Source organism: Arthrobacter sp. 10N43 (genome assembly GCF_056394525.1).
Genome location: NZ_JBFTIA010000005.1, coordinates 223591 through 244542, shown reverse-complemented (window position 1 = coordinate 244542; position 20952 = coordinate 223591). Strand labels below are relative to the sequence as shown.

Annotated in this window: 17 protein-coding genes; 5 read left to right on the top strand and 12 right to left on the bottom strand. The window is 67.2% G+C overall.

Annotated features, from left to right (window positions below):
- Position 1: 1 nt before the first annotated feature.
- A complete protein-coding gene (locus tag AC1DDO_RS12815) occupies positions 2-1417 on the bottom strand; it encodes an MFS transporter (protein WP_476971960.1) in 1416 nt (471 codons plus the stop codon).
- Positions 1418-1711: 294 nt separating this feature from the next.
- Here AC1DDO_RS12815 and AC1DDO_RS12810 point away from each other — a divergent pair, with 294 nt between their 5' ends.
- Positions 1712-3124, top strand: a complete 1413-nt coding sequence (locus AC1DDO_RS12810) for an MFS transporter (protein WP_476971959.1) — start codon at positions 1712-1714, stop codon at positions 3122-3124.
- Positions 3125-3210: 86 nt separating this feature from the next.
- Here AC1DDO_RS12810 and AC1DDO_RS12805 read toward each other — a convergent pair whose 3' ends face one another.
- The 3 genes from AC1DDO_RS12805 to AC1DDO_RS12795 form a co-directional block, all read right to left on the bottom strand.
- Positions 3211-3942, bottom strand: a complete 732-nt coding sequence (locus AC1DDO_RS12805) for a glutamine amidotransferase (protein WP_476971958.1) — start codon at positions 3940-3942, stop codon at positions 3211-3213.
- Between the two features lie 106 nt (positions 3943-4048).
- Entirely contained in the window at positions 4049-5869 is a 1821-nt protein-coding gene (locus AC1DDO_RS12800) for an acetyl/propionyl/methylcrotonyl-CoA carboxylase subunit alpha (RefSeq protein WP_476972067.1), read from the bottom strand.
- Positions 5870-6070: 201 nt separating this feature from the next.
- On the bottom strand, positions 6071-6778 hold the full coding sequence (locus AC1DDO_RS12795; protein ID WP_441409297.1) for a Maf family protein: 708 nt from the start codon (positions 6776-6778) through the stop codon (positions 6071-6073).
- 368 nt (positions 6779-7146) lie between these two features.
- Between AC1DDO_RS12795 and AC1DDO_RS12790 the strand changes: the two genes are divergently transcribed.
- Positions 7147-8613, top strand: a complete 1467-nt coding sequence (locus AC1DDO_RS12790) for an HNH endonuclease (protein WP_476971957.1) — start codon at positions 7147-7149, stop codon at positions 8611-8613.
- On the opposite strand, the gene AC1DDO_RS12785 is transcribed toward AC1DDO_RS12790, so the two are convergent.
- The gene (locus tag AC1DDO_RS12785) at positions 8583-8885 is read right to left on the bottom strand and encodes a helix-turn-helix domain-containing protein (RefSeq protein WP_476971956.1); all 303 of its coding nucleotides are present in this window, start codon (positions 8883-8885) and stop codon (positions 8583-8585) included. The genes AC1DDO_RS12790 and AC1DDO_RS12785 overlap by 31 nt on opposite strands.
- A gap of 66 nt (positions 8886-8951) precedes the next feature.
- Between AC1DDO_RS12785 and map the strand changes: the two genes are divergently transcribed.
- Positions 8952-9734, top strand: a complete 783-nt coding sequence (gene map / locus AC1DDO_RS12780; protein ID WP_476971955.1) for a type I methionyl aminopeptidase — start codon at positions 8952-8954, stop codon at positions 9732-9734.
- 104 nt (positions 9735-9838) lie between these two features.
- On the opposite strand, the gene AC1DDO_RS12775 is transcribed toward map, so the two are convergent.
- The 3 genes from AC1DDO_RS12775 to AC1DDO_RS12765 form a co-directional block, all read right to left on the bottom strand.
- Complete coding sequence (locus AC1DDO_RS12775; RefSeq protein WP_476971954.1) at positions 9839-12379, bottom strand: MMPL family transporter; 2541 nt, start codon at positions 12377-12379, stop codon at positions 9839-9841.
- A gap of 1 nt (position 12380) precedes the next feature.
- Positions 12381-13103, bottom strand: coding sequence for a TetR/AcrR family transcriptional regulator (locus AC1DDO_RS12770; protein WP_476971953.1), 723 nt, complete (start codon positions 13101-13103; stop codon positions 12381-12383).
- 68 nt (positions 13104-13171) lie between these two features.
- Positions 13172-13570, bottom strand: a complete 399-nt coding sequence (locus AC1DDO_RS12765; protein WP_441409303.1) for a YbjQ family protein — start codon at positions 13568-13570, stop codon at positions 13172-13174.
- A 183-nt stretch (positions 13571-13753) separates the two neighbouring features.
- Here AC1DDO_RS12765 and AC1DDO_RS12760 point away from each other — a divergent pair, with 183 nt between their 5' ends.
- Positions 13754-14320: a hypothetical protein gene (locus tag AC1DDO_RS12760; RefSeq protein WP_476971952.1), complete on the top strand. Its 567-nt coding sequence runs from the start codon at positions 13754-13756 to the stop codon at positions 14318-14320.
- Positions 14321-14402: 82 nt separating this feature from the next.
- On the opposite strand, the gene AC1DDO_RS12755 is transcribed toward AC1DDO_RS12760, so the two are convergent.
- From AC1DDO_RS12755 to AC1DDO_RS12740, 4 genes are all read right to left on the bottom strand, one after another.
- Positions 14403-15866, bottom strand: a complete 1464-nt coding sequence (locus tag AC1DDO_RS12755) for a dicarboxylate/amino acid:cation symporter (protein WP_476971951.1) — start codon at positions 15864-15866, stop codon at positions 14403-14405.
- 264 nt (positions 15867-16130) lie between these two features.
- Entirely contained in the window at positions 16131-17831 is a 1701-nt protein-coding gene (locus tag AC1DDO_RS12750; RefSeq protein ID WP_476971950.1) for a DUF885 domain-containing protein, read from the bottom strand.
- 95 nt (positions 17832-17926) lie between these two features.
- Positions 17927-18163 (bottom strand): acyl-CoA carboxylase subunit epsilon, encoded by a 237-nt coding sequence (locus AC1DDO_RS12745; RefSeq protein ID WP_476971949.1) that lies wholly within the window; start codon positions 18161-18163, stop codon positions 17927-17929.
- Positions 18164-18198: 35 nt separating this feature from the next.
- A complete protein-coding gene (locus AC1DDO_RS12740) occupies positions 18199-19782 on the bottom strand; it encodes an acyl-CoA carboxylase subunit beta (protein WP_476971948.1) in 1584 nt (527 codons plus the stop codon).
- A 204-nt stretch (positions 19783-19986) separates the two neighbouring features.
- Between AC1DDO_RS12740 and AC1DDO_RS12735 the strand changes: the two genes are divergently transcribed.
- Positions 19987-20892 carry an SDR family oxidoreductase gene (locus AC1DDO_RS12735; RefSeq protein WP_476971947.1) on the top strand — a complete coding sequence of 302 codons (906 nt, stop codon included), beginning with the start codon at positions 19987-19989 and terminating at the stop codon, positions 20890-20892.
- The last annotated feature ends 60 nt before the right edge of the window (positions 20893-20952 follow it).

Sequence of the window (20952 nt, the reverse complement as noted above, 5' to 3'; positions counted from 1 at the left end):
GTTAGACGTGTCCCATCGCGTTTCGGTTGGCGTTGTGGATGTAGAAGAACCAGCAGACCGCCAGCATCAGGACGTAGGCACCCACGAATCCGAAGAACGCCGGGGTGTAGGAGCCGCTGGCGGTGTTCGAGGCGTTGAGCACCTGCGGGATGACGAATCCGCCGAAGGCGCCGATGGCCGAGATCAGGCCCAGGGCCGAGGACGCGAGCCGCTGGGTGGTGACCGTGCTGGCACCGGAGCGGGCGGCCCGGCTGGAGGTGGCGAAGATGACCGGGATCATCCGGTAGGTGGCGCCGTTTCCGAAGCCGCTGGCGGTGAAGAGGAGAAGGAACAGGACCAGGAACAGCCAGAAGTTCTTCAGCGGCAGGGTCCAGATCATGGTCAGGGTGATCACGGCCATCGCGGCGAAGGCTGTGACGGTCATGCGGGCCCCGCCATTCCGGTCAGCCAGGCGTCCGCCGTAGGGGCGGGCCAGTGAGCCGACCAGCGGGCCGAGGAAGGCCAGGGACAGTGCCACAGTGCCGACGCCGATTGAGGAGAAGGCCGGGAAGTAGTCCTTGATGAGCTTGGGGAAGACGCCGGCGAAGCCGATGAAGGAGCCAAAGGTGCCGATGTACAGCAGCGCCATGATCCACAGGTGCGGTTCCTTCAGCGCGGCCAGTGAGCCCGCGACGTCGCCCTTGGCGCTGGTGAGGTTGTCCATGTACTTCCAGGCGCCGAAGGCGGCCAGCAGGATCAGCGGAACCCACATGAAGCCGGCGACGGGCAGGTTCACGGTGCCGGCTGCCAGCAGGGTGATGGCGATCGGCACGGCCAGCTGTGCGACGGCGGCACCGAGGTTGCCGCCGGCGGCGTTCAGGCCCAGGGCCCAGCCCTTTTCGCGGGCGGGGTAGAAGAAGGTGATGTTGGCCATCGAGCTTGCGAAGTTGCCGCCGCCGAATCCTGCCAGCGCCGCGACGAACAGCATGACGCCGAACGGGGTGCCCGGGTTGGCCACGCACAGCCCCAGGCCCACCGAGGGGAGCAGGAGCAGCAGGGCCGAGACGATGGTCCAGTTGCGGCCGCCGAAGCGCGGCACCATGAAGGTGTAGGGGATCCGGAGCGTGGCGCCCACGAGGCTTGGCATGGAGATCAGCCAGAAGATCTCATTGGTGGAGAACTTGAATCCGGCGGAGGGAAGCTGGACCACCACGATCGACCAAAGCTGCCAGACCACGAAACCCAGGAACTCGGCGAAGATGGACCAATTCAGGTTGCGACGGGCGATCGAGCGGCCGGCGGACTCCCACTGTTCTTTGTTTTCTGCATCCCAGTTGGCGATCCAGCGGCCGGGCCGGTGGTCGAGGGTAAGGGTGCCGCCGGTACGGGCGGCATCGGCATCTACGGTGCCGATTTCGGCGGTGCGTTCAGCAGTCACTTGGGAGACCTCCTTGGGGGGTGTTGTCCTTCAAAGGTAGGGATCCCGCGTTTCCGGGACTGTCGCCGTTTATTAACGCGCTGTGACTTTTGCCTATCGGGGCCTTTATTACGGTGTGAGAATGGGTGTGACGACCACCACGTGAGACGACGACACGGCGTCCAAATAGCGGAACATTTGTCCATTGAATGGACGGTGCGAACTATTATCAGACATATACGACTCCCTATCCGGCGGCCCCGGGCATCGGGCTCTTGGGGAATTTCCGTCCGGTCTTCATGAAAGCGCTACTACATGTCATCCACTGCAACCTCCTCGGAGCATGGGTCCACGAAGCAGGTGAATTCGCGCGGCCGCGTGATTGTCGCCAGCCTGATCGGCACCACCGTCGAGTTCTATGACTTCTACGTGTACGCCACTGCTGCCGTGCTGGTCTTCCCCTCGCTGTTCTTCCCGGCGCAGAACGAAACCGCCCAGCTGCTGGCATCCTTCGCTGTATTCGGTGTCGCGTTCATCGCCCGCCCGCTCGGCTCGATCATTTTCGGCCACTTCGGCGACAAGTTCGGCCGCAAGGGCACCCTCGTTGCCTCGCTGCTGACAATGGGTATTGCCACCTTCCTGATCGGCTGCCTGCCGACGGCGACCGTACCCGGCTGGGAATTCTGGGCTCCGGCCCTTCTGGTCGTCATGCGCTTCTTCCAGGGCCTTGCCCTTGGCGGCGAATGGAGCGGTGCGGCACTGCTGGCCACCGAGAATGCCCCCGCCAACAAGCGCGCCATTTACGGCACTTTCCCGCAGCTCGGTGCCCCGATCGGTTTCATCATCGCCAACGTGATCTTCCTGGTCTTCAGCTACACCCTGACGCCGCAGGCCTTCATGGACTGGGGCTGGCGCGTGCCGTTCCTGCTCAGCGCCGTCATGGTGATCATCGGCCTCTACGTCCGCCTCAAGCTGATCGAAACCCCCGCGTTCACCAAGGTCATCGAATCCAAAGAGGTCGCCAAGCTGCCGCTTGCCCGGGTCTTCAAGACCAGCTGGCGCCACCTGATCCTGGGCACGTTCATCATGCTCGCCACCTACGTGCTCTTCTACCTGATGACCACGTTCACGCTCACCTACGGAACCCGCGCCTCCAGCCTGGATGCCGCCAAGTCCGCGGCCGAGAAGGCAGGCAAGCCGATGAGCGAGTCCGCGGCCGCCGCGTTCGTCCCCGGCCTGGGCTACACCCGCAACGACTTCCTCTGGATGCTGATTGTCGGCGTCGTGTTCTTCGGCATCTTCACCCTGGTCTCCGGCCCCCTGGCCGAGAAGTACGGCCGCCGCAAGATGCTCATGGTGGTTACGGCCGGCATCCTGGTCTTTGGCCTGCTGTTCGTCCCGCTGTTCAGCGCAGGGTTCGTGGGCACCATGGCACTGCTGATCATCGGCTTCTCCCTGATGGGCCTGACCTTCGGGCCCATGGGTGCGCTGCTGCCGGAACTGTTCCCGACCAACGTCCGGTACACCGGCTCGGCCATCAGCTACAACTTCTCCAGCATCCTGGGTGCGGCGGTGGCTCCGTTCATCGCCGTCTGGCTCTGGGAAGTCGGCAAGGGCAGCCCGGCGCTGGTCGGTGTCTACCTCGCCGCCATGGCCGTGCTGACGCTGATTGCCCTGTTCGTGAGCAAGGAAACCCGCGATCTGGACTACGAGAACAACGTAGCCTGACGCTCCAGCGAAGCTGCTGACGGAAATGCCCGGTGTGTTGGTCGAACACACCGGGCATTTCCGCGTCGGCTAGCTTTCCCCGTCGGCTAGCTCGCGTAGCGCTCCACGAAGTTCCGCAGGATCTTCATCGGCTCCGTCGCGGTGAACCGGCGGGCGTCCTCCATGAGCATTTCGGCCGATTCCGGCGGGAAGTAGCCGGCGTGGCGGTAGATGTCGATCCTGGTGACGAGCCCCTCGGCGTCGAGCTCGGGGTGGAACTGGGTGGCGTACAGGTTGGTCTTGATCCGGAACATGTGAACCGGGCAGGCGGCCGAGCTCGCCAGGAGTACCGCGTGGGAGGGCAGGACGGTGCAGGCTTCCTTATGGCCGGTGAACGCTATGAAGCTCTCCGGCAGTCCGCGCAGGAGGGGATCCTGCAGCCCTTCGGCCGTCAGTTTGATAGTGACACCGCCCAGGCCTTCACCGTAGGTCCGGTCGATCACGGCGCCCTGGTGCAGGCCGAGCGTTCCGACGCCGTAGCAGGCACCGAGGAACGGGAAGTCCTCGGCCACGATCCTGTCCAGCAGTCCGGCGAGTTCGCGCTCCACCCGGTGCTGGGTGGCGCTCTTGTGATCGGCCGGGTCGCTGGAGGTGAAGGGACTGCCGCCCACAATGACGCCCGAATAGTCGGACAGCTCCAGCGGGGGGAGCGGGGCGGCTTCCATCCGGATGCGGTGCAGCTGCTCGGGCTCGAGCCCGCAGTAGCGCAGATAGGCGCGGTATTCGTCCTCGGCGGCGGTTTCTTCCGCGCGCGAGGCGAGGAGCAGGAATGGCTTCACACTCCAAGTTTCCACTGGCCGGTCACGGAGGCGCCAGAGGCGCGCCCGTGACCGGAGTGGTCTTACTGTCCTGCTGGTTCTTTCTACTGTCCGCCGTTGCTGACGGTCACTCGCCGTCTTCGATCATGGCGATCACGGCGCCGGCGGACACCGTCTCGCCCGCGGACGCGGTGAGGCCCATTACGATCCCGGCGCGGTGGGCGGTGAGCGGCTGTTCCATCTTCATCGCTTCGAGCACGACGACGAGATCGCCCTCGGCGACCGTGGCGCCTTCGGCGACGGCCACCTTCACGATGGTTCCCTGCATGGGGGAGGTCAGCGCGTTGCCGCTCGCAGCCACGGTGGCGCCGCCGCCACGGACGCGCTTCTTGACCTTGGCCGGCTTGCCGCCGCCCGTGCCGCCGGACGTGCCGGTGCCCAGCGACGCCGGCAACACCACTTCGAGGCGCTTGCCGCCGACCTCGACGACCACCCGCTGGCGATCGCCGGCGTCGGGCGCTTCAGCGTCGGTGCCGGTGGGGGTCCAGGCCGGAATGTCGTTGACGAAGGCCGTCTCGATCCAGCGGGTGTGTACCTTGAAGGCGCCCTCGGCCGGGGCGAAATCGGGATTGGACACAACCGCGAGGTCGAACGGGATGACGGTGGGGATGCCTTCGACCACCATTTCCTCGAGTGCACGCCGGGACCGCTGCAGGGCCTGGGCGCGAGTGGCGCCGGTGACCACCAGCTTGGAGAGCATGGAGTCGAAGTTTCCGCTGATGACATCGCCCTGCTCCACGCCGGAATCGATGCGGATACCGGGGCCGGTCGGGTTCTTCAGCGTGGTGATGGTGCCCGGGGCGGGCATGAAGTTCCGGCCCGGGTCCTCGCCGGTGATGCGGAATTCGATGGAGTGGCCGCGGACTTCGGGGTCGTCGTAGCCGAGTTCCTCGCCGCGGGCCAGCCGGAACTGTTCCCGGACGAGGTCGATCCCGGTGACTTCCTCGGAGACGCAGTGCTCCACCTGGAGGCGGGTGTTGACCTCGAGGAAGGAGATGGTGCCGTCCTGGCCGACGAGGAATTCGCACGTGCCGGCGCCGAGGTAGCCGGCTTCCTTGAGGATGGCCTTGGAGGATTCGTAGAGGCGCTTGTTCTGCTCTTCGGTGAGGAAGGGGGCAGGGGCTTCTTCGACGAGCTTCTGGTTGCGGCGCTGGAGCGAGCAGTCGCGGGTGGAGACCACCACAACGTTGCCGTAGGCGTCGGCGAGGCACTGGGTCTCGACGTGCCGCGGGGCGTCCAGGAAGCGCTCGATAAAGCACTCGCCACGGCCGAAGGCGGCAGTCGCCTCGCGCACGGCAGATTCGAAGAGTTCGGGGATTTCCTCCCGGGTGCGAGCCACCTTGATGCCGCGTCCGCCGCCGCCGAAGGCCGCCTTGATGGCCACGGGCAGGCCGAACTTGTCCACGAATTCGAGGATTTCCTCGGCGGATTCGACCGGGTCGGCGGTGCCGGGGACCTGCGGGGCGCCGACCTTCTCGGCGATGTGGCGGGCCTGGACTTTGTCGCCGAGGGCCGAGATCGCCTCGGGGGAGGGACCAATCCACGTGATGCCGGCAGCGATCACCTTGGCGGCGAACTCGGCGTTTTCGGCCAGGAAGCCGTACCCGGGGTGGACGGCATCCGCCCCGGACTGGCGGGCGACGTCGATGATCTTGTCCATCACCAGGTAGGACTCTGCGGCGGTGTTGCCACCGAGCGCGTAGGCCTCGTCGGCGAGCCGCGCGTGCAGGGCATCGCGGTCGGGATCCGCGTAGACGGCCACCGAGGTGATGCCTTCATCGCGGGCGGCGCGGATGATGCGCACCGCAATTTCTCCGCGGTTGGCGATCAGCACCTTGCTAAGCGGGCGGCTGCCCGCGGCTGCAGATGACTGTGTTGATCCCGGCACGGTGGTGGCGGACTGCTCCGAATTTGCTGACAAGGCGTCTCCTTCTTTCCTTCAGGGAGCCTAGCGCGGTTTTGTGGGTTCCGCCGATATTACTTGCGGATTCCGCGCGTAAACGGCCCCTCCTTTGTAGGGTTGCCACAAAGGGCGGCGAAATGGCTCACTCGGTCCCCACTGAGTCCCTACTCGGCTTTCACTCCGCTTTCACTCGGCGCGGACGTCCGCCGGGTCCACGGCCCCACCGGTCCAAAGCTCGGTAATACCCACATTTGCCTGGCTGAGGAGCGCGCGCAGAGTGGAGATGGAGAGCCCGACGACGGTGTGGGGATCGCCGTCGACCTTGCGGATGAACGCCCCGCCGTAGCCGTCGATCGTGAAGGAGCCGGCGCACTGCAGCGGCTCGCCGGTGGCAATGTAGGTGTCGATTTCCTCGACGCTCATTTCCATGAAGTGCACTTCGGCGGAGGATACCGAGCCCAAGGTGGCGCCGGAGCCGCGTGCGGTGAGGTCGCCGTCGTCGTCTGTGTCTTCACCGTCTGTTTCTTCACCGTCGGTGTCGCGGCAGTCGACGAGCCAGTGGCCGGTGTGCAGCACGCCCATGCTGCCGCTCATGCGCAGCATGCGCTCGCGTGCGACCTCGGCCGTGTACGGCTTGCCGTGGGCCTCGCCGTCGAATTCGAAGACGGAATCGCAGCCAATCACGATTGCGCCGTCCGCCTCAGGCAGCGAGGCGACGGCCTCGGCCTTCGCCCGGGCGAGCAGCAGGGCCGTGTCATGCGGATCGGTGACACCATAGCGGGCCTGGACGGCGTCCTCGTCCACATCCGAGACGAGGACCTCGTGCCGGATCCCGGCATGGCTGAGCAGCTTGGTGCGGGCGGGGGACTGGGAGGCAAGAATCAGGCGGGTCACGGGTCCAGCCTAATTGACGGTTGCCGGAGTGGGCCCGTGGCGGTGGGTTCATCGGTGGCGATTCAGGCCTCCGCGCCGGGTTGTCCGCCTGATGTCAGCGGTTATCCCAATACGCCCGTGGCTGGGGACTCCACCCACCCCTTAAATGTCGGACCCCCGCGGCAGACTTCATTCATGGACGGCAATCAGGGGCCCGAAGGGGCTTCGGCAGGACGCGACGGCACCGGCTTCGGCCGCGCCGGGCACGCTCCTGCTTCCGTTCCGGACGCGGTTTTGGTCAAGCCGGGACCGGGCTTGGCCGATCGGCCCTGCCCGCTGCGGGCCCGGGGGCGGGCACCGCGCCGTCGACCGCCGGGGATCTGGTCCGGATGACGCCCGCCATCGCCGCCGCGGCGGACTGTGCCCGGATCATCGACCGCATCCGCGAACTCGAGGACCGGAAATCCGCCGCGGCCGCCGAACAGGCCCACCTCGCCGTCGAATTCGACCAGCTCCAACGCCGCGCCCAGGCCGCCGCCGGGATGCCCGCCGATAAGCTCGGGGCGGGTGTCGGTGCGCAGATCGCTTTGGCCCGCCGCGAATCCCCCGCCAAAGGCGGCCGCCTCCTGGGTCTGGCCCAAGCCTTGGTCACCGAGATGCCCCACACCCTCACCGCAATGGAAACCGGGGTTCTGAACGAATGGCGCGCCACCCTCCTCGTGCGCGAGACCGCCTGCCTGACCGCCGCCGACCGTACCGCCGTCGACGCCCAACTCGCCCCGGACACCGGCACCCTTGCCGGGATGGGCGATCGGGCCATCACCGCCGCAGCCCGGGCTGCCGCCTACCGTTGCGACCCTCGCGCCGTGACGGACCGGGCCGCGCACGCCGCCACCGAACGGCACGTCAGCCTCCGCCCGGCCCCGGACACCATGGCCTATCTGACCGCTCTGCTGCCCGTCGCCCAGGCCGTCGCCGTGTACACCGCCCTGGCCCGGCACGCCGACACCCAACGCGCCGCCGGGGATCCGAGGAGCCGCGGCCAACTGATGGCCGATGCCCTCGTCGAACGCGCCGCCGGCACCCCCGGCGGGATTGCCGGGGTTGAGATCCAGCTCGTCATGACCGACCGCACCCTCTTCCAGGCCGACAGCGAACCGGCCCGCCTTCCCGGCTACGGCACCGTTCCCGCCCAATGGGCCCGCACCCTCGTCACCACCGGGCCCACTGACTCGTTGGAACCCGACGGCACCGCAGGTTCGTTGGAACCTGACGGCCCCGCCGGCGGTTCCGTGGACCCGGAGCCGGCCACGGGCCAAGGTTCCGGCGCTCCGCCCGATGGATCACAAGGATCCGGCAGCAGGTCCGGCGGTTCCCCTAGCGGCGCAGACACGTCCGGAGATTTCGGAGACGAAGCCGCGTTCAAGGTCTGGCTCCGCCGCCTCTACACCCATCCCGGCGCCGGAGAGCTGATCGGCATGGACTCTCGCGCCCGGATCTTCCCGCCAGGGCTCCGACGCTTCATTCAAGCCCGGGACGACACCTGCCGTACTCCATACTGCGACGCCCCTATCCGGCACCTGGACCACATCGTTTCCCACCACAACGGCGGACCTACCACCGCGGCCAACGGCTCGGGCCTCTGCGAAGCCTGCAACCACACCAAAGAAACCCCCGGCTGGACCGCCGTCGCGCGCCCAGGACGACGGCACACCATAGAAGTCATCACCCCCACCGGCCACACCTACTACTCCACGGCTCCACCTCTGCCTGGGAGCCGGCTTGGTCCGATCGAACGCCACCGGCACAGCCGCGGGCTCGAGGATTACGAGGCCAGCCGCTCCCGCGTGTTGTGAGCGGGGCCCGTTGGTTCCGCAGCCTCTTCGGGCTGGTTGATCTCGGCCCACACGGCATCGAGGGAGAGGCCCAGGACGTCGGCGATCGCAGCGATGGTCGGGAAAGCAGGGGTCGCCACGCGGCCCGACTCGATCTTTCTGAGGGTCTCCGGAGAGACGCGGGCATCGAGCGCGGTTTCGAGCATCGAGCGCTTCCCCCGGGCGCGCCGGAGCAGGGCGCCGAGGCGCTGTCCGCGCTCGAGATCAGCGGGTGTGAGAGGCAGCCTGACCATGGCTCCGATTCTAGTACCGGGATAGTATGGCCGGGATAGTTATTGGTTTTGCGAGAAAGGCGCCGCATGATTGAGATCCTCAACCCGACCGAACTAACCCGGGCCAAGGAGGCGGGCGCGCTCGTAGCAACTATTCTGCAGACGCTGAAGGGCCGTGCCGTAGTAGGCACCAACCTCCGGGACATCGACCGGTGGGCCAAGGCCATGATTGTCGAAGCCGGAGCGGTGTCCTGTTACGTCGACTACGAGCCGTCCTTCGGCCGCGGGCCGTTCGGCCACTACATCTGCACCTCCGTCAACGACGCAGTGCTGCACGGGCTGCCATACGACGACAGGCTCGCCGACGGCGACCTGCTGACCCTTGACCTCGCCGTTTCCCAGGGCGGGGTTGTCGCAGACTCCGCCATCAGCTTCATCGTGGGCAACTCAAAGCCCTCGGAAAGCGTCGCGATGATCAACGCGACGGAACGCGCGCTCTCTGCTGGAATAGCCGCTGCCCGTCCCGGAGCCCGCATCGGTGACATCTCCCACGCGATCGGTTTGGTCCTGAGCGAGGCCGGGTATCCGATCAACACCGACTTTGGCGGCCACGGCGTCGGATCAACGATGCACCAGGACCCGCACATTCCAAACACCGGGCGCCCCGGACGCGGATACAAACTGCGCCCTGGGCTTGTGCTGGCATTGGAGCCATGGGTCATGGCGGACACCGCCGAACTCATCACCGATGCCGATGGGTGGACGCTCCGAAGCGCGACCGGGTGCCGGACAGCGCACAGTGAGCACACCATCGCCATCACCAATGACGGAGCCGAAATCCTCACGCTGCCGGACCAAGCGCCGTCGTAGGGTCGGAGCGGCGCCTGCGGCGCCCATGCGCGCACGAAAAAGCCGCCCGCCGATCGAATCGATCAGCGGGCGGCTTCCGCGGAAGTTGGCGCAGGCTGCGAGTGTCAGCGGGCGCCGACCTCCTCCGGCTCCGGCTCGCTCTTGACAGAGGTCGTTGAAGCGGGCCGGAGCTTCGCACCCTCAACATCGACGTCCGGCAGGATCCGGTTCAGCCAGCGGGGCAGCCACCACGCCTTGTCGCCGAGCAGGTACATCACGGCCGGGACGATCGTCATGCGGACCACGAACGCGTCCACCAGGACACCGAAGGCCATCGCGAAGCCCAGCGGCCGGACCATATTCAGGTGCGAGAAAATGAAGCCCGAGAACACGCTGACCATGATGATGGCGGCCGCGGTAACCACGGACGCGGCATGGCTGAAGCCGGTGCGGACGGCGTGTTTGGCCGATTCGCCGTGCATGAACGACTCACGCATGCCGGAGGTAATGAACACCTGGTAATCCATGGCCAGGCCGAACAGCACGCCGATCAGGATGATCGGCAGGAAGCTCAGCACGGCGCACGGATTTTCGACGCCGAACACGCCCCCGAGCCAGCCCCACTGGTAGACCGCGACGACGGCTCCGAAGGCGGCCGCGAGCGAGAGCAGGAAGCCGCCCGTGGCCAGCAGCGGCACCACGATCGAACGGAACACGAGCAGCAGCAGGATCAGGGACAGTCCGACGACGATTGCCAGGTACGGGGGCAGAGCGTCGCCGAGTTTGGTGGAGACGTCGACGTTGCCGGCCGTCTGGCCTGTGAGGCCGATGCTCACGCCGGTGGAGTCCTTGATCCGGCTCTTCTCGGCGCGCAGCTCGGAGACCACCTTGACCGTGCTGGCGCTGGCGGGGCCCTCGCGGGGAATGACCTGGAACACTGCGGTGCGGCGGTCCTCGCTCAGCGCCACCGGAACGGCGGCGGTGACGTTGTCCGTGCCGCGGAGGATGTCGGCGACGTCGAGCTGCTTTGCCGTGGCTTCGGCTTCGGTGAGGCCGGCGGGGAAGTCGCCCACCACCACGATCGGGCCCGTCATGCCTTCGCCGAAGCTTCGGCCGGTGACGTCGTAGGCCTTGAACGCCTGTGATTCAACGGGCTCGGAGCCGCCGTCGGGCAGCGCCAGCCGCAGCTGGCTTGCCGGCAGCGCCACGATGCCCAGCAGCAGGACGCCGGCGAGCAGGGACAGGACCGGGTGCCGGGTGACCAGGCCGCCCCAGCCGCGGGTGCTGCGGCGTTGGTCGCGGGCACGGTCCTCGCGCTCGTGGCCCGGGGCGGCGTTGTGCTTCTCCGCCTTGGCCCAGGCGCGGCGGGAAATGAGCCTGGGGCCAATCAGGGACAGCATGGCGGGAGTGAGGGTCAGGGCGACGACGACGGCGACTGCCACTGTTGCGGCGGCGGACAGGCCCATGACGGCAAGGAAGGGAAGACCGGGTATGACGAGGGCCGCGAGGGCGATGATGACCGTCAGGCCGGCGAACAGCACCGCGTTGCCGGAGGTGCCGGTGGCGAGGGCCACGGATTCCTCCGCGTCCATGCCGGCCAGGAGCTGGCTGCGGTGCCGGTTGACGATGAAGAGCGAGTAGTCGATGCCGACGGCGAGGCCCAGCATGAGCGCCAGCATCGGGGAAATGGAACTCATATCGATGGCGCCGCTGAGCGCGAAGGTGCCCCCAACGCCCACGGCCACACCGACGATCGCCATCAGCAGGGGCAGGCCGGCGGCGATCAGTGTTCCCAGCATGACGATCAGCACCAGTGCGGCGATGGCGATGCCGAGGATCTCGGAGATGCCGAAGAGTTCGGAGACGTCCTCGGTGATTTCCTTGCTGGCCAGCGCGGTCACGCCGGCGGAAGAGACTTCGTGGGCGATGTCCTGGACCTGTTGGCGCACAGCGGGGGCCAGCCCGTTGATCGAGGTCTTGAACTGGACCTGTGCAATCGCCGCCGTGCCGTCCTCGGAGACGAACCGCATGCCCTGGGAGGCCTCCAGCTGGCGCTTGGCCAGATCAAGCTTGGCCGCGCCCGCTTCGAGTTCCTTGGTCCCGGCGTCGAGCTTTTCCTGGCCTACGGTGAGGGCGGCCTTCTGCTGGCCGAGCTGGGCTGCGATGGCCTCCGGGGACATGCCCGCAGCGGTCATCTGCTGCTCCGCGGCGGCCAGCTGGGACTTCCCGGCGGCCAGCTGGGCGGCCGAGGCATCGAGCTGCGCCTTGCCTGCGGATGCCTGCTGCTCGCCGGCTGCCACATCCGTGACGGCCTTGTCCAGCTGGGCCTGGGTAGCGAACGGGTCCACGGTGCCCTGAACATCGGGCAGGGTTTTCAGCTTGGCCAGGGCGGCAGAGACTGCCTCCTTGCCGGCCTGGGTGAACTCGCCGTTCTGCGACTGGAATACGATGCCGGCCGAACCGCCGGAGGACTTGGGCAGCTCCTGCTTGAGCTTGTCCGCCATCTGCTGGGTTTCAGTGCCGGGAATCTGGAAGTTGTTGGACATGGTGCCGTGGAAGGCTGCCGCGGCGCCGCCGACGGCCACCATGACGGCGAGCCAGAGGGAGATGACGAGCCAGCGGCGGCGGTAGGAGAACTTGCCGAGACGGTAGAGCAATAGGGCCATGTCAGTGCCGATCTGGGGAAGGGGTGGCGGGGGAGTGGGATGCGAAACCGGAGCCGAGGAGGCTCATGGAGTCGATGAGGAGCTGGCGCAGGATGGACAAGGACGCCGGACTGAGGTCGCCGCCGCAGCGGGCGAACCAGACGTCCATGGCGGCCTTCCCGCAGGAGATGATGGAGCCCGCGAGGGCACGGAGGTAGAGTTCGTCGATCTCGATGCCCGGGCCCTGGGCGAAACGCTCGCGGGCGGCGTCGATGATCTCCACGGTGCAGTGGTCCCAGGCTTCAAGTTCGGAACGGCTGAGCATGGGATTCGCCTGGCCCATGCTGTACAGCTCGGCCAGGGGAGCCACGGTCATCGGGTCGGCGAGCTCAACCAGGGCGGCCCGCGCGGATTCCAGGATGGGCTCGCCGGCCGGGCGGAGCCGGAACTGCTGCAGCGCCGTGTCCAGGAACCCGTGGGTCACCGAGGCAATGACCACTTCGGTGCTGGCGAAGTAGTTGAAGAACGTGCGCCGGGATATCCCTGCGGCCTCGGCGATGTCCTCCACCGTGAAGTTTCCGGGACCCCGGGTGCGGAGCAAGTCCATGGCGGCGTCGATGATGGCCTGACGGGTGGCCGCCTTGTTGAGTTCGCGGCGGCTCAGTTCGCGGCTCGAGGGCGGTGCGGTATCGGGTTCGCTGGAGGAGGCAGCCTGGGCGGCGGCAGGAGATGGTTCTGGGGTCACGCGCTTACACTACGTGCATATTTGCACTCTGCGCAAGTAACTTTTTCCAGGGAGCCTGAAGTCGGAAATCAGGGCTTGAGCTGCGGCGCAGTGTCGCCGGAGTTGGTCAGGTAGATCGACTGGCCTGTGGCGCCTGGCTGATCCTGGGATAGCGGAATCGCAAAAACGGCAGTGCCGTAGGCGCAGATCTCCGTCCAGTTCGCCCCGATCGCTGACGTGTCGAAGCGCATGGCGACGATGGCGTTGGCGCCGCGCTGCTCGGCCTCGGCCACCATCCGGGCCATGACGTCCTGCCGGCTGTCGTAGAGCGCCCGCGTCATTTCCAGCACCTCACCGCCGCCGAGGGAACGGAAACCGGCCATGACCTGGGCGGTGATGTCCCGGGAGCGGACCGTCAGGCCCATGACTTCGCCGAAGACAGCGTCGATCCGGTGGCCTGGAATGTCGTTCGATGTGACGATCAGCATGCCCAGAGCCTATCCACTTTTGCCGCCCGCATTTCCCTGTGAGATTCACAGGAAAGTGAAAGGTAGGAAACAGCTATCTCTGCTGGGGCGGGTGCAGACTAAAGATGCCCGTGGAACAGCCTTCCCCGGCCGAACCATTGGCTTCAAGCGCCGTCATCGCGCGGCAGATCCAGGAGACAGCACATGTCACGCACAACCAGAATTGCGCTCGGCCTCGGTGCAGCGGCTGTGGCGCTGGGCGCCGGGATCGGAGTTGCCGGGATGGCCTCGGCCACCACGACGCCGACTCCCACGCCGACCCCCAGTTCGAGTGCCCCGGCGGACAACTTCGACGGCGGCCACGGCATGCGCGGCGGCCACCACGGCCGCGGCGGTGCGGAATTCGGCACCCGCGCCAAAGACCTCGCCGCCAAGCTGGGCGTCGACGAGGCCAAGGTCACCGACGCCCTGAAGGCCTTCCGCGAAGCCAACAGGCCGGCCACGCCGCCCGCCACTCCTCCTGCCCCGGGGCAGAAGCCGGACCGCGCCGCCATGGAGAAGGCCCTGGCGGCCTCCCTGGCGAAGTCGCTCGGCATCGATGAAGCCAAGGTCACCGGCGCGCTTGAGGAATTGCGCACGGCCGAGCAGGCCAACCACGCCGCGGCGCTGAAGCCGCGGCTGGACCAGGCCGTCAAGGACGGGACCCTGACCCAGGCCGAAGCCGATGCCGTCACCAAGGCCGCGGAAAAGGGCGTGATCGGCGGACGTTAGGCCACGCTTCAGGCGCCGCCACAACCAGAGAAGTCCCCGGGTGTACCCGGGGACTTCTCTGGTTTTGCTGTCGGTTCTGCCGCTACGCTTTCGCGTCCGCCAGTTCGCGATCGTCGCGTCCTGCCTCAGCTGCCGCAAGAGGGGCGGCTTCCGCGGGTTCGACGGCGGTCCTGCCGTCGGCGTCGACGTCGTCATCGCTGAACGGATCGCCGTTCCGCGGCGCGTTGTACAGCGTTTCGTCCAGGATGCCCTGACGCTTGGCCACGATCGCCGGGATCAGGGCCTGCCCGGCCACGTTCACCGCGGTGCGGCCCATGTCCAGGATGGGGTCGATGGCCAGCAAGAGGCCGACGCCTGCCAGCGGCAGTCCCAGCGTGGAGAGCGTCAGGGTCAGCATGACGACGGCGCCAGTGGTGCCGGCGGTCGCGGCCGAGCCGAGCACGGACACCAGCGCGATCAGCAGGTACTGGGTGAAATCAAGCTGGATGCCGAAGAACTGGGCCACGAAGATCGCCGCCACGGCCGGGTAGATCGCGGCGCAGCCGTCCATCTTGGTGGTCGCTCCGAGCGGCACCGCGAAGGAGGCGTAGGCGCGGGGGACGCCCAGGTTCCGCTCCGCCACGCGCTGGGTCAGCGGCAGCGTGCCGATCGAGGAGCGCGAGACGAATGCCAGCTGCACGGCCGGCCACACGCCGGAGAAGTACTGCTTGACGGACAGCCCGTGGCTGCGGACCAGGACCGGGTAGACCACGAACAGCACCAGCGCCAGGCCGATGTAGATCGCCACGGTGAACTTGCCCAGCGAGCCGATGGTGTCCCAGCCGTAGACGGCCACGGCGTTGCCGATCAGACCGACGGTGCCCAGCGGCGCGATCCGGATGATCCACCAGAGGACCTTCTGGATCACGGCGAGGGCAGAGGCGTTGAGGTTCAGGAACGGCTCGGCGGCCTTGCCCACCTTGAGGGCGGCGACGCCGACGGCGATCGCGATCACCAGGATCTGGAGGACGTTGAAGCTCACGGAGGTGGTGGCGACGCCGTCGGTGATGGTGGTGTTGGCGCCAAGGCCCAGGAAGTTCTTCGGGAACAGGCCGGTGAGGAAGGCCCACCAGTCGCCGGACTTGCCGGTGTACTTGGCTTCCTGGTTGATGCCCGTGCCGGCGCCGGGCTGCAGCAGCACGCCCAGGCCGATGCCGATCAGCACCGCAATCAGCGAGGTGATCGCGAACCAGAGCAGCGTGTTCCATGCCAGCCGGGCGGCGTTGGAAACGGCGCGCAGGTTGGAGATGGAGCTGACGACGGCGGTGAAGATCAGGGGGACCACGGCGGTCTGCAGCAGCGAGACGTAGCTCGAGCCGATGGTCTGCAGTGTGGCGCCGAGGGCGTTGGGGCTCGTCTTGGTGCTGCCGGTGTACTTGGCGAGGAGGCCAAGGCCCAGGCCGACGATCAGGGCGGCGATGATCTGGAAGCCGAAGGAACCGGCCCATTTGGGCAGCTGGAACCCGGTCTTTCCAGCAGGTGCGGGGGTGTTTGTCTGAGTGGTCACCGGAACACGCTAGGGCGGCCATTCATAGCATGACGAACGGATGTTGAGAAGTATTAAGGGCTGACTTGTGGCCCCGCAGCACTAAATCCCGGTCTTTCCCGCGCGGCGTGGGACTTTTGTGAAGTTATTCCCGGCCGGGATGTGGCGATTGTCTCGTCCTCGGGATGCCCCAGTCACACGAAACCGCAGTTCACGGCAATGTTCTAAGGAAACACTGCCGCGAACTGCGGTCTCGAGACGGTGGAACTGCGGTCTCAGTGGGGACTAGCCCAGCAGCGCTCGCTTGAGGGTATCCAGGCCCACCGAGCCGATGTTCAGCGCCTTCGTGTGGAAGGACTTGAGGTCGAAGCCGGGGCGGGATTCAAGCTCGGCCCGGATCTGCTCCCAGAGCCGCTGGCCCACCTTGTAGGAGGGCGCCTGTCCCGGCCAGCCGAGGTAACGGGTGAACTCGAACTTCAGCTGACCTTCGCTGATCGCGACGTTCTGCTTCAGGAACTCGTAGCCCTTGTCCGGGGTCCACGTCCCGGAGCCCCAGCGTTCGGGGACCTCCAGCTCCAGGTGCACGCCGATGTCGAACACCACGCGGGCCGCACGCATCCGCTGGGCATCCAGCATGCCCATGTGGTCGCCGGGATCGGTGAGGTAGCCAAGTTCCTGCATGAGCCGCTCCGCATAGAGCGCCCAGCCCTCGCCGTGGCCCGAGGTCCAGCAGACGTTCCGGCGCCACTTGTTCAGCAGCTCGCGACGGTAGGTGGCGGTGGCGACCTGCAGGTGGTGGCCGGGAACGCCCTCGTGGTAGACGGTGGTGGTTTCGGCCCAGGTGGTGAAGGTGTCCTCGCCGGCCGGCACGGACCACCACATCCGGCCCGGGCGGCTGAAGTCGTCCGAGGGGCCCGTGTAGTAGATGCCGCCCTCATCGGTGGGGGCGATCCGGCATTCCAGTGTTTTCATGACGTCCGGGATCTCGAAGTGCACGCCCGCGAGGTCGGCCACGGCCTTATCGGAGAGCTCCTGCATCCAGGCCTGGAGGGCGTCGGTGCCCTTGAGCTGCCGCGCGGGATCGTTGTCCAGGATCTCCTTGGCTTCCTCGATCGTGGCGCCGGGCCGGATCTCCCCGGCGACGCGCTCCTGCTCGGCGATCAGGCGGTCAAGCTCCTGCACGCCCCAGGCGTAGGTTTCCTCCAGGTCCACTGTGGCGCCGAGGAAGTCCCGGGAGGCCAGCGCGTAGCGTTCGCGGCCCACGGCATCCTTGGCCGGGGCGACCGGAAGCAGCTCGGACTCCAGGAAGCCGGCCAGCCGGGAGTAGGCCACGCGCGCGGCGGCAGCGCCGGCGTCGAGCTTTGACTGCACGTCGGCGGGCAGCGGGCCTTCCGCGGTCTTGGCGCCGGCGGCAAGCTTCGCGAAGAAGCCGTCCTCCGCGGCGTGCTTGGTGGCCTGCTCGATCACGATCGACACCTGGCGGGCCGCAGAAACCTTGCCGTCCTGCAATGCCGAGCGCAGCGACTCGATGTAGCCGTCGATCGCGGCAGGGACATTGTGTGCCCGGCCCGCGATGTGGTCCCACTGCGCGGCGGTGTCCGTCGGCATGAGGTCGAAAATGGCGCGGATGTCCTGGGACGGTGAGGCGATGTTGTTCAGGTCGGCCGTGTCCCAGCCCGATTCGTGGATTTCCAGCTGCAGGCCCAGCCGCTCACGCATGGCGTCGAGCGTGACAGCGTCGACGTCGTCGACCGGTTCCAACCCGTCCAGTGCCGCGAGTGCTTCGCGGGCAGCGGCCGCGAATTCCTCATGGCCGGCGGGGGAGAAGTCCTGGTACTCGGTCTCGTGCCCGGGCAGGCCAAGCTCGGTGGCGAAGCTCGGATTCAACCGGATCAGAGTGTCCGTGTAGGCGTCGGCGACGGCGTCGATGGCGGTCTGCTGGCGCACAGGGGCAGTGTTGTCTGAGGCAATCGTTTCGGTAGTCACCCGACGAGACTAGCCCGGGCAAGTCAGTTATGAAAGAGTCACTGAACTTTTTCTGCCCCTGCCCCTGCCCCTGCCCCTGCCCAGCCCGGGGACGATCAGCCCAGGCTGCGGCGCCAGGCTTCCGGTCCCGGCCGGGGCGCCAGCCGCAGCTGCTGGCGGCGCACCCAGTGCCGGACTCCAGGGGTTTCCGGTGCTGCCTGCTCGGCTTGCCCCAGGGAAAGCACGACGGCGGTCAGGGCCGCCAGCTCTTCCGGCGTCGGCTGCCCCTTGGCGACGGAGAACAGGACTGCGGGTGCGGTCTCCGGCCCGGTGGCCGCTTCGAATGGGCTCACGGTGGGGACCTGCGAAGGTTGGGAGTCTGTGGGGATCACAGCGGGATGTTCCCGTGCTTCTTGGCGGGCAGCGCGGCGCGCTTGTCCCGGAGCGCGCGCAGGCCCTTGATGATCTGCACCCGGGTCTCGGACGGTGCCACCACGGCGTCCACGTAGCCCAGCTGGGCGGCCTGGTAGGGGTTGAGCAGCTCTTCCTCGTACTGGCGGATCACCTCGGCGCGCTTGGCCTCGACGTCGCCGCCGTCCTCGGCCACCGCGGCGAGTTCGCGGCGGTACAGGATGTTCACGGCTCCCTGGGCGCCCATGACGCCGATCTGGGCGGTGGGCCAGGCGAGGTTGAGGTCCGCGCCGAGCTTCTTGGAGCCCATCACGATGTAGGCCCCGCCGTAGGCCTTGCGGGTGATCACGGTCAGCTTGGGCACGGTGGCCTCGGCGTAGGCGTAGAGCAGCTTCGCGCCGCGCCGGATGATGCCCTGGAACTCCTGGTCCTTGCCGGGAAGGAAGCCGGGCACGTCCACGAGGGTGATGATCGGGATGTTGAAGGCGTCGCAGTGCCGGACAAAGCGGGCGGCCTTCTCCGACGCGGCGATGTCCAGGGTGCCGGCGAACTGCATGGGCTGGTTGGCCACGATGCCCACCGTGTGGCCCTCCACCCGGCCGTAGCCGATGATCACGTTCGGGGCGTAGAGGGACTGCATCTCCAGGAAGTGCGCGTCGTCGACGATCTGCTCGATGACCTTGCGCATGTCGTAGGGCTGGTTGGCCGAGTCCGGGATCAGTGTGTCGAGGGTGAGGTCGTCGTCGTCGATCTCCAGCTCCTGCTGGTGCTCGAGCACCGGAGCCTCGGCGAGGTTGTTGGAGGGCAGGAAGTCCAGCAGTTCGCGGACGAACTCGACTGCGTCGGCCTCGTCGGAGGCCAGGTACGTCGAGGTGCCGGTGTTGGCGTTGTGCTGGCGGGCGCCGCCGAGGGTTTCCATGTCCACGTCTTCGCCGGTGACGGTCTTGATGACATCCGGGCCGGTGATGAACATGTGGGAGGTCTTGTCCACCATGACTACGTAGTCGGTCAGGGCGGGGGAGTAGGCCGCGCCGCCGGCGGAGGGGCCCATGATGAGGGAGATCTGCGGGACGACGCCGGAGGCGTGGACGTTGTTGCGGAAGATGTCCGCGAACATTGCCAGCGAGGCAACGCCTTCCTGGATGCGGGCGCCGCCGCCGTCGAGGATGCCCACCACGGGGCAGCCGTTGCGCAGCGCGAACTCCTGGACCTTGACGATCTTCTCGCCGTTCACCTGGCTCAACGAGCCGCCATAGACAGAGAAATCCTGGCTGTAGACGGCGACGGGTCGGCCGTCCACCGTGCCGTAGCCGGACACGAGCCCGTCGCCGAGCGGCTTCTTCTTCTCCATGCCGAAGGCGGTGGAGCGGTGCACGGCCAGCGCATCGAATTCGACGAAGGAATCGGCGTCCAGCAGCAGGTCGATGCGCTCGCGGGCGGTGTTCTTGCCGCGCGCGTGCTGCTTCTCGATCGCTTCCGGGCCGGAAGGCTGCTCGGCACGGGCCTGGCGGTCGCGGAAATCTGCAATCTTTCCCGCAGTCGTGGTCAGATCGTGGCTCATCAAGTGTCTCCGGCTCTGTCGCTAGCTTATTCGGTGCCCGTCCTGCGGGGTCCTTTGGTTGGAATCCACAAAAGCAGGGCTCTGCTGGCAAGTCTAGTGACGGTATTGGCGGGTGCCGCTGTAGGGAACCTACAATTTTCCCGCAATCAAGCTCCCGCACCGCTTTGTTACCCGCCAGTAACATAAGTCCGCTAGAGTGTGCTCATGACTTCAAGCAATGATGCTTCGGGCGCCGCCCCGCAATCCCAGCAGCCGGTGCCGTACCAGGCCGCCGCTTCCCTCCAGGGCCGCACTGTCCTCATCTCCGGGGGAAGCCGCGGCATCGGCCTCGCCATCGCGCTCCGCGCAGCCCGGGACGGCGCCAACATCGTCCTCATGGCCAAGACCGGCCAGCCCCACGCCCGGCTCGAAGGCACCGTGTACACCGCCGCCGAACAGATCGAGGCCGCCGGCGGCCAGGCGTTGCCGCTGGTTGGCGACGTCCGGAACGACGCCGACGTCGCCGGCGCTGTCGGCGCCGCCGTGGACCGCTTTGGCGGGATCGACGTCGTGATCAACAATGCGTCGGCGATCGACCTCTCCAGCACCGATGACGTGGACATGAAGCGCTACGACCTCATGCAGGACATCAACGTCCGCGGCACCTTCCTGCTCTCGAAGATGGCGCTGCCTGCGCTGCGGGCATCCGGGGCCGGCCACATCCTGACGCTCTCCCCGCCCCTGAACCTGGACCCCAAGTGGGCCGGGCTGCACCTGGCCTACACCATGGCCAAGTACGGCATGAGCCTGACCACGCTGGGGCTGGCCGAGGAACTCAAGGCCGACGGCGTGAGCGTGAACTCGCTCTGGCCCTGCACCTTGATCGACACCGCGGCGATCCGCAACATGCCCGGCGGCGAGAAGATCGTCCAGGGTGCCCGCAGCCCCGAGATCATGGCCGACGCCGCCCACGCCGTGCTGACCGGTGCCAACGCGGTCCCGGCCGGCGGCAGCCGGAGCGGCAACTTCTACACCGATGAACAGGTCCTCGCCGGGGCCGGGGTGACGGATTTCAGCCCGTACAGCCTCGGTGCGCCGGAGGACCAGCTGGTCCCGGACATCTTCCTCTGAACATGCTGAGTGTTTTCGGCGGCGTGCCCGGCGGAATTTCCCCATGTTTGAGGACCGGAC

Coding starts and splice junctions, on each gene's coding strand:
- map (WP_476971955.1), top strand. CDS start 8,952: ATGATTGAGATCCTCAACCCGACCGAACTAACCCGGGCCAAGGAGGCG.
- AC1DDO_RS12810 (WP_476971959.1), top strand. CDS start 1,712: ATGTCATCCACTGCAACCTCCTCGGAGCATGGGTCCACGAAGCAGGTG.
- AC1DDO_RS12765 (WP_441409303.1), bottom strand. CDS start 13,570: ATGCTGATCGTCACATCGAACGACATTCCAGGCCACCGGATCGACGCT.
- AC1DDO_RS12735 (WP_476971947.1), top strand. CDS start 19,987: ATGACTTCAAGCAATGATGCTTCGGGCGCCGCCCCGCAATCCCAGCAG.
- AC1DDO_RS12775 (WP_476971954.1), bottom strand. CDS start 12,379: ATGGCCCTATTGCTCTACCGTCTCGGCAAGTTCTCCTACCGCCGCCGC.
- AC1DDO_RS12785 (WP_476971956.1), bottom strand. CDS start 8,885: ATGGTCAGGCTGCCTCTCACACCCGCTGATCTCGAGCGCGGACAGCGC.
- AC1DDO_RS12760 (WP_476971952.1), top strand. CDS start 13,754: ATGTCACGCACAACCAGAATTGCGCTCGGCCTCGGTGCAGCGGCTGTG.
- AC1DDO_RS12740 (WP_476971948.1), bottom strand. CDS start 19,782: ATGAGCCACGATCTGACCACGACTGCGGGAAAGATTGCAGATTTCCGC.
- AC1DDO_RS12790 (WP_476971957.1), top strand. CDS start 7,147: ATGACGCCCGCCATCGCCGCCGCGGCGGACTGTGCCCGGATCATCGAC.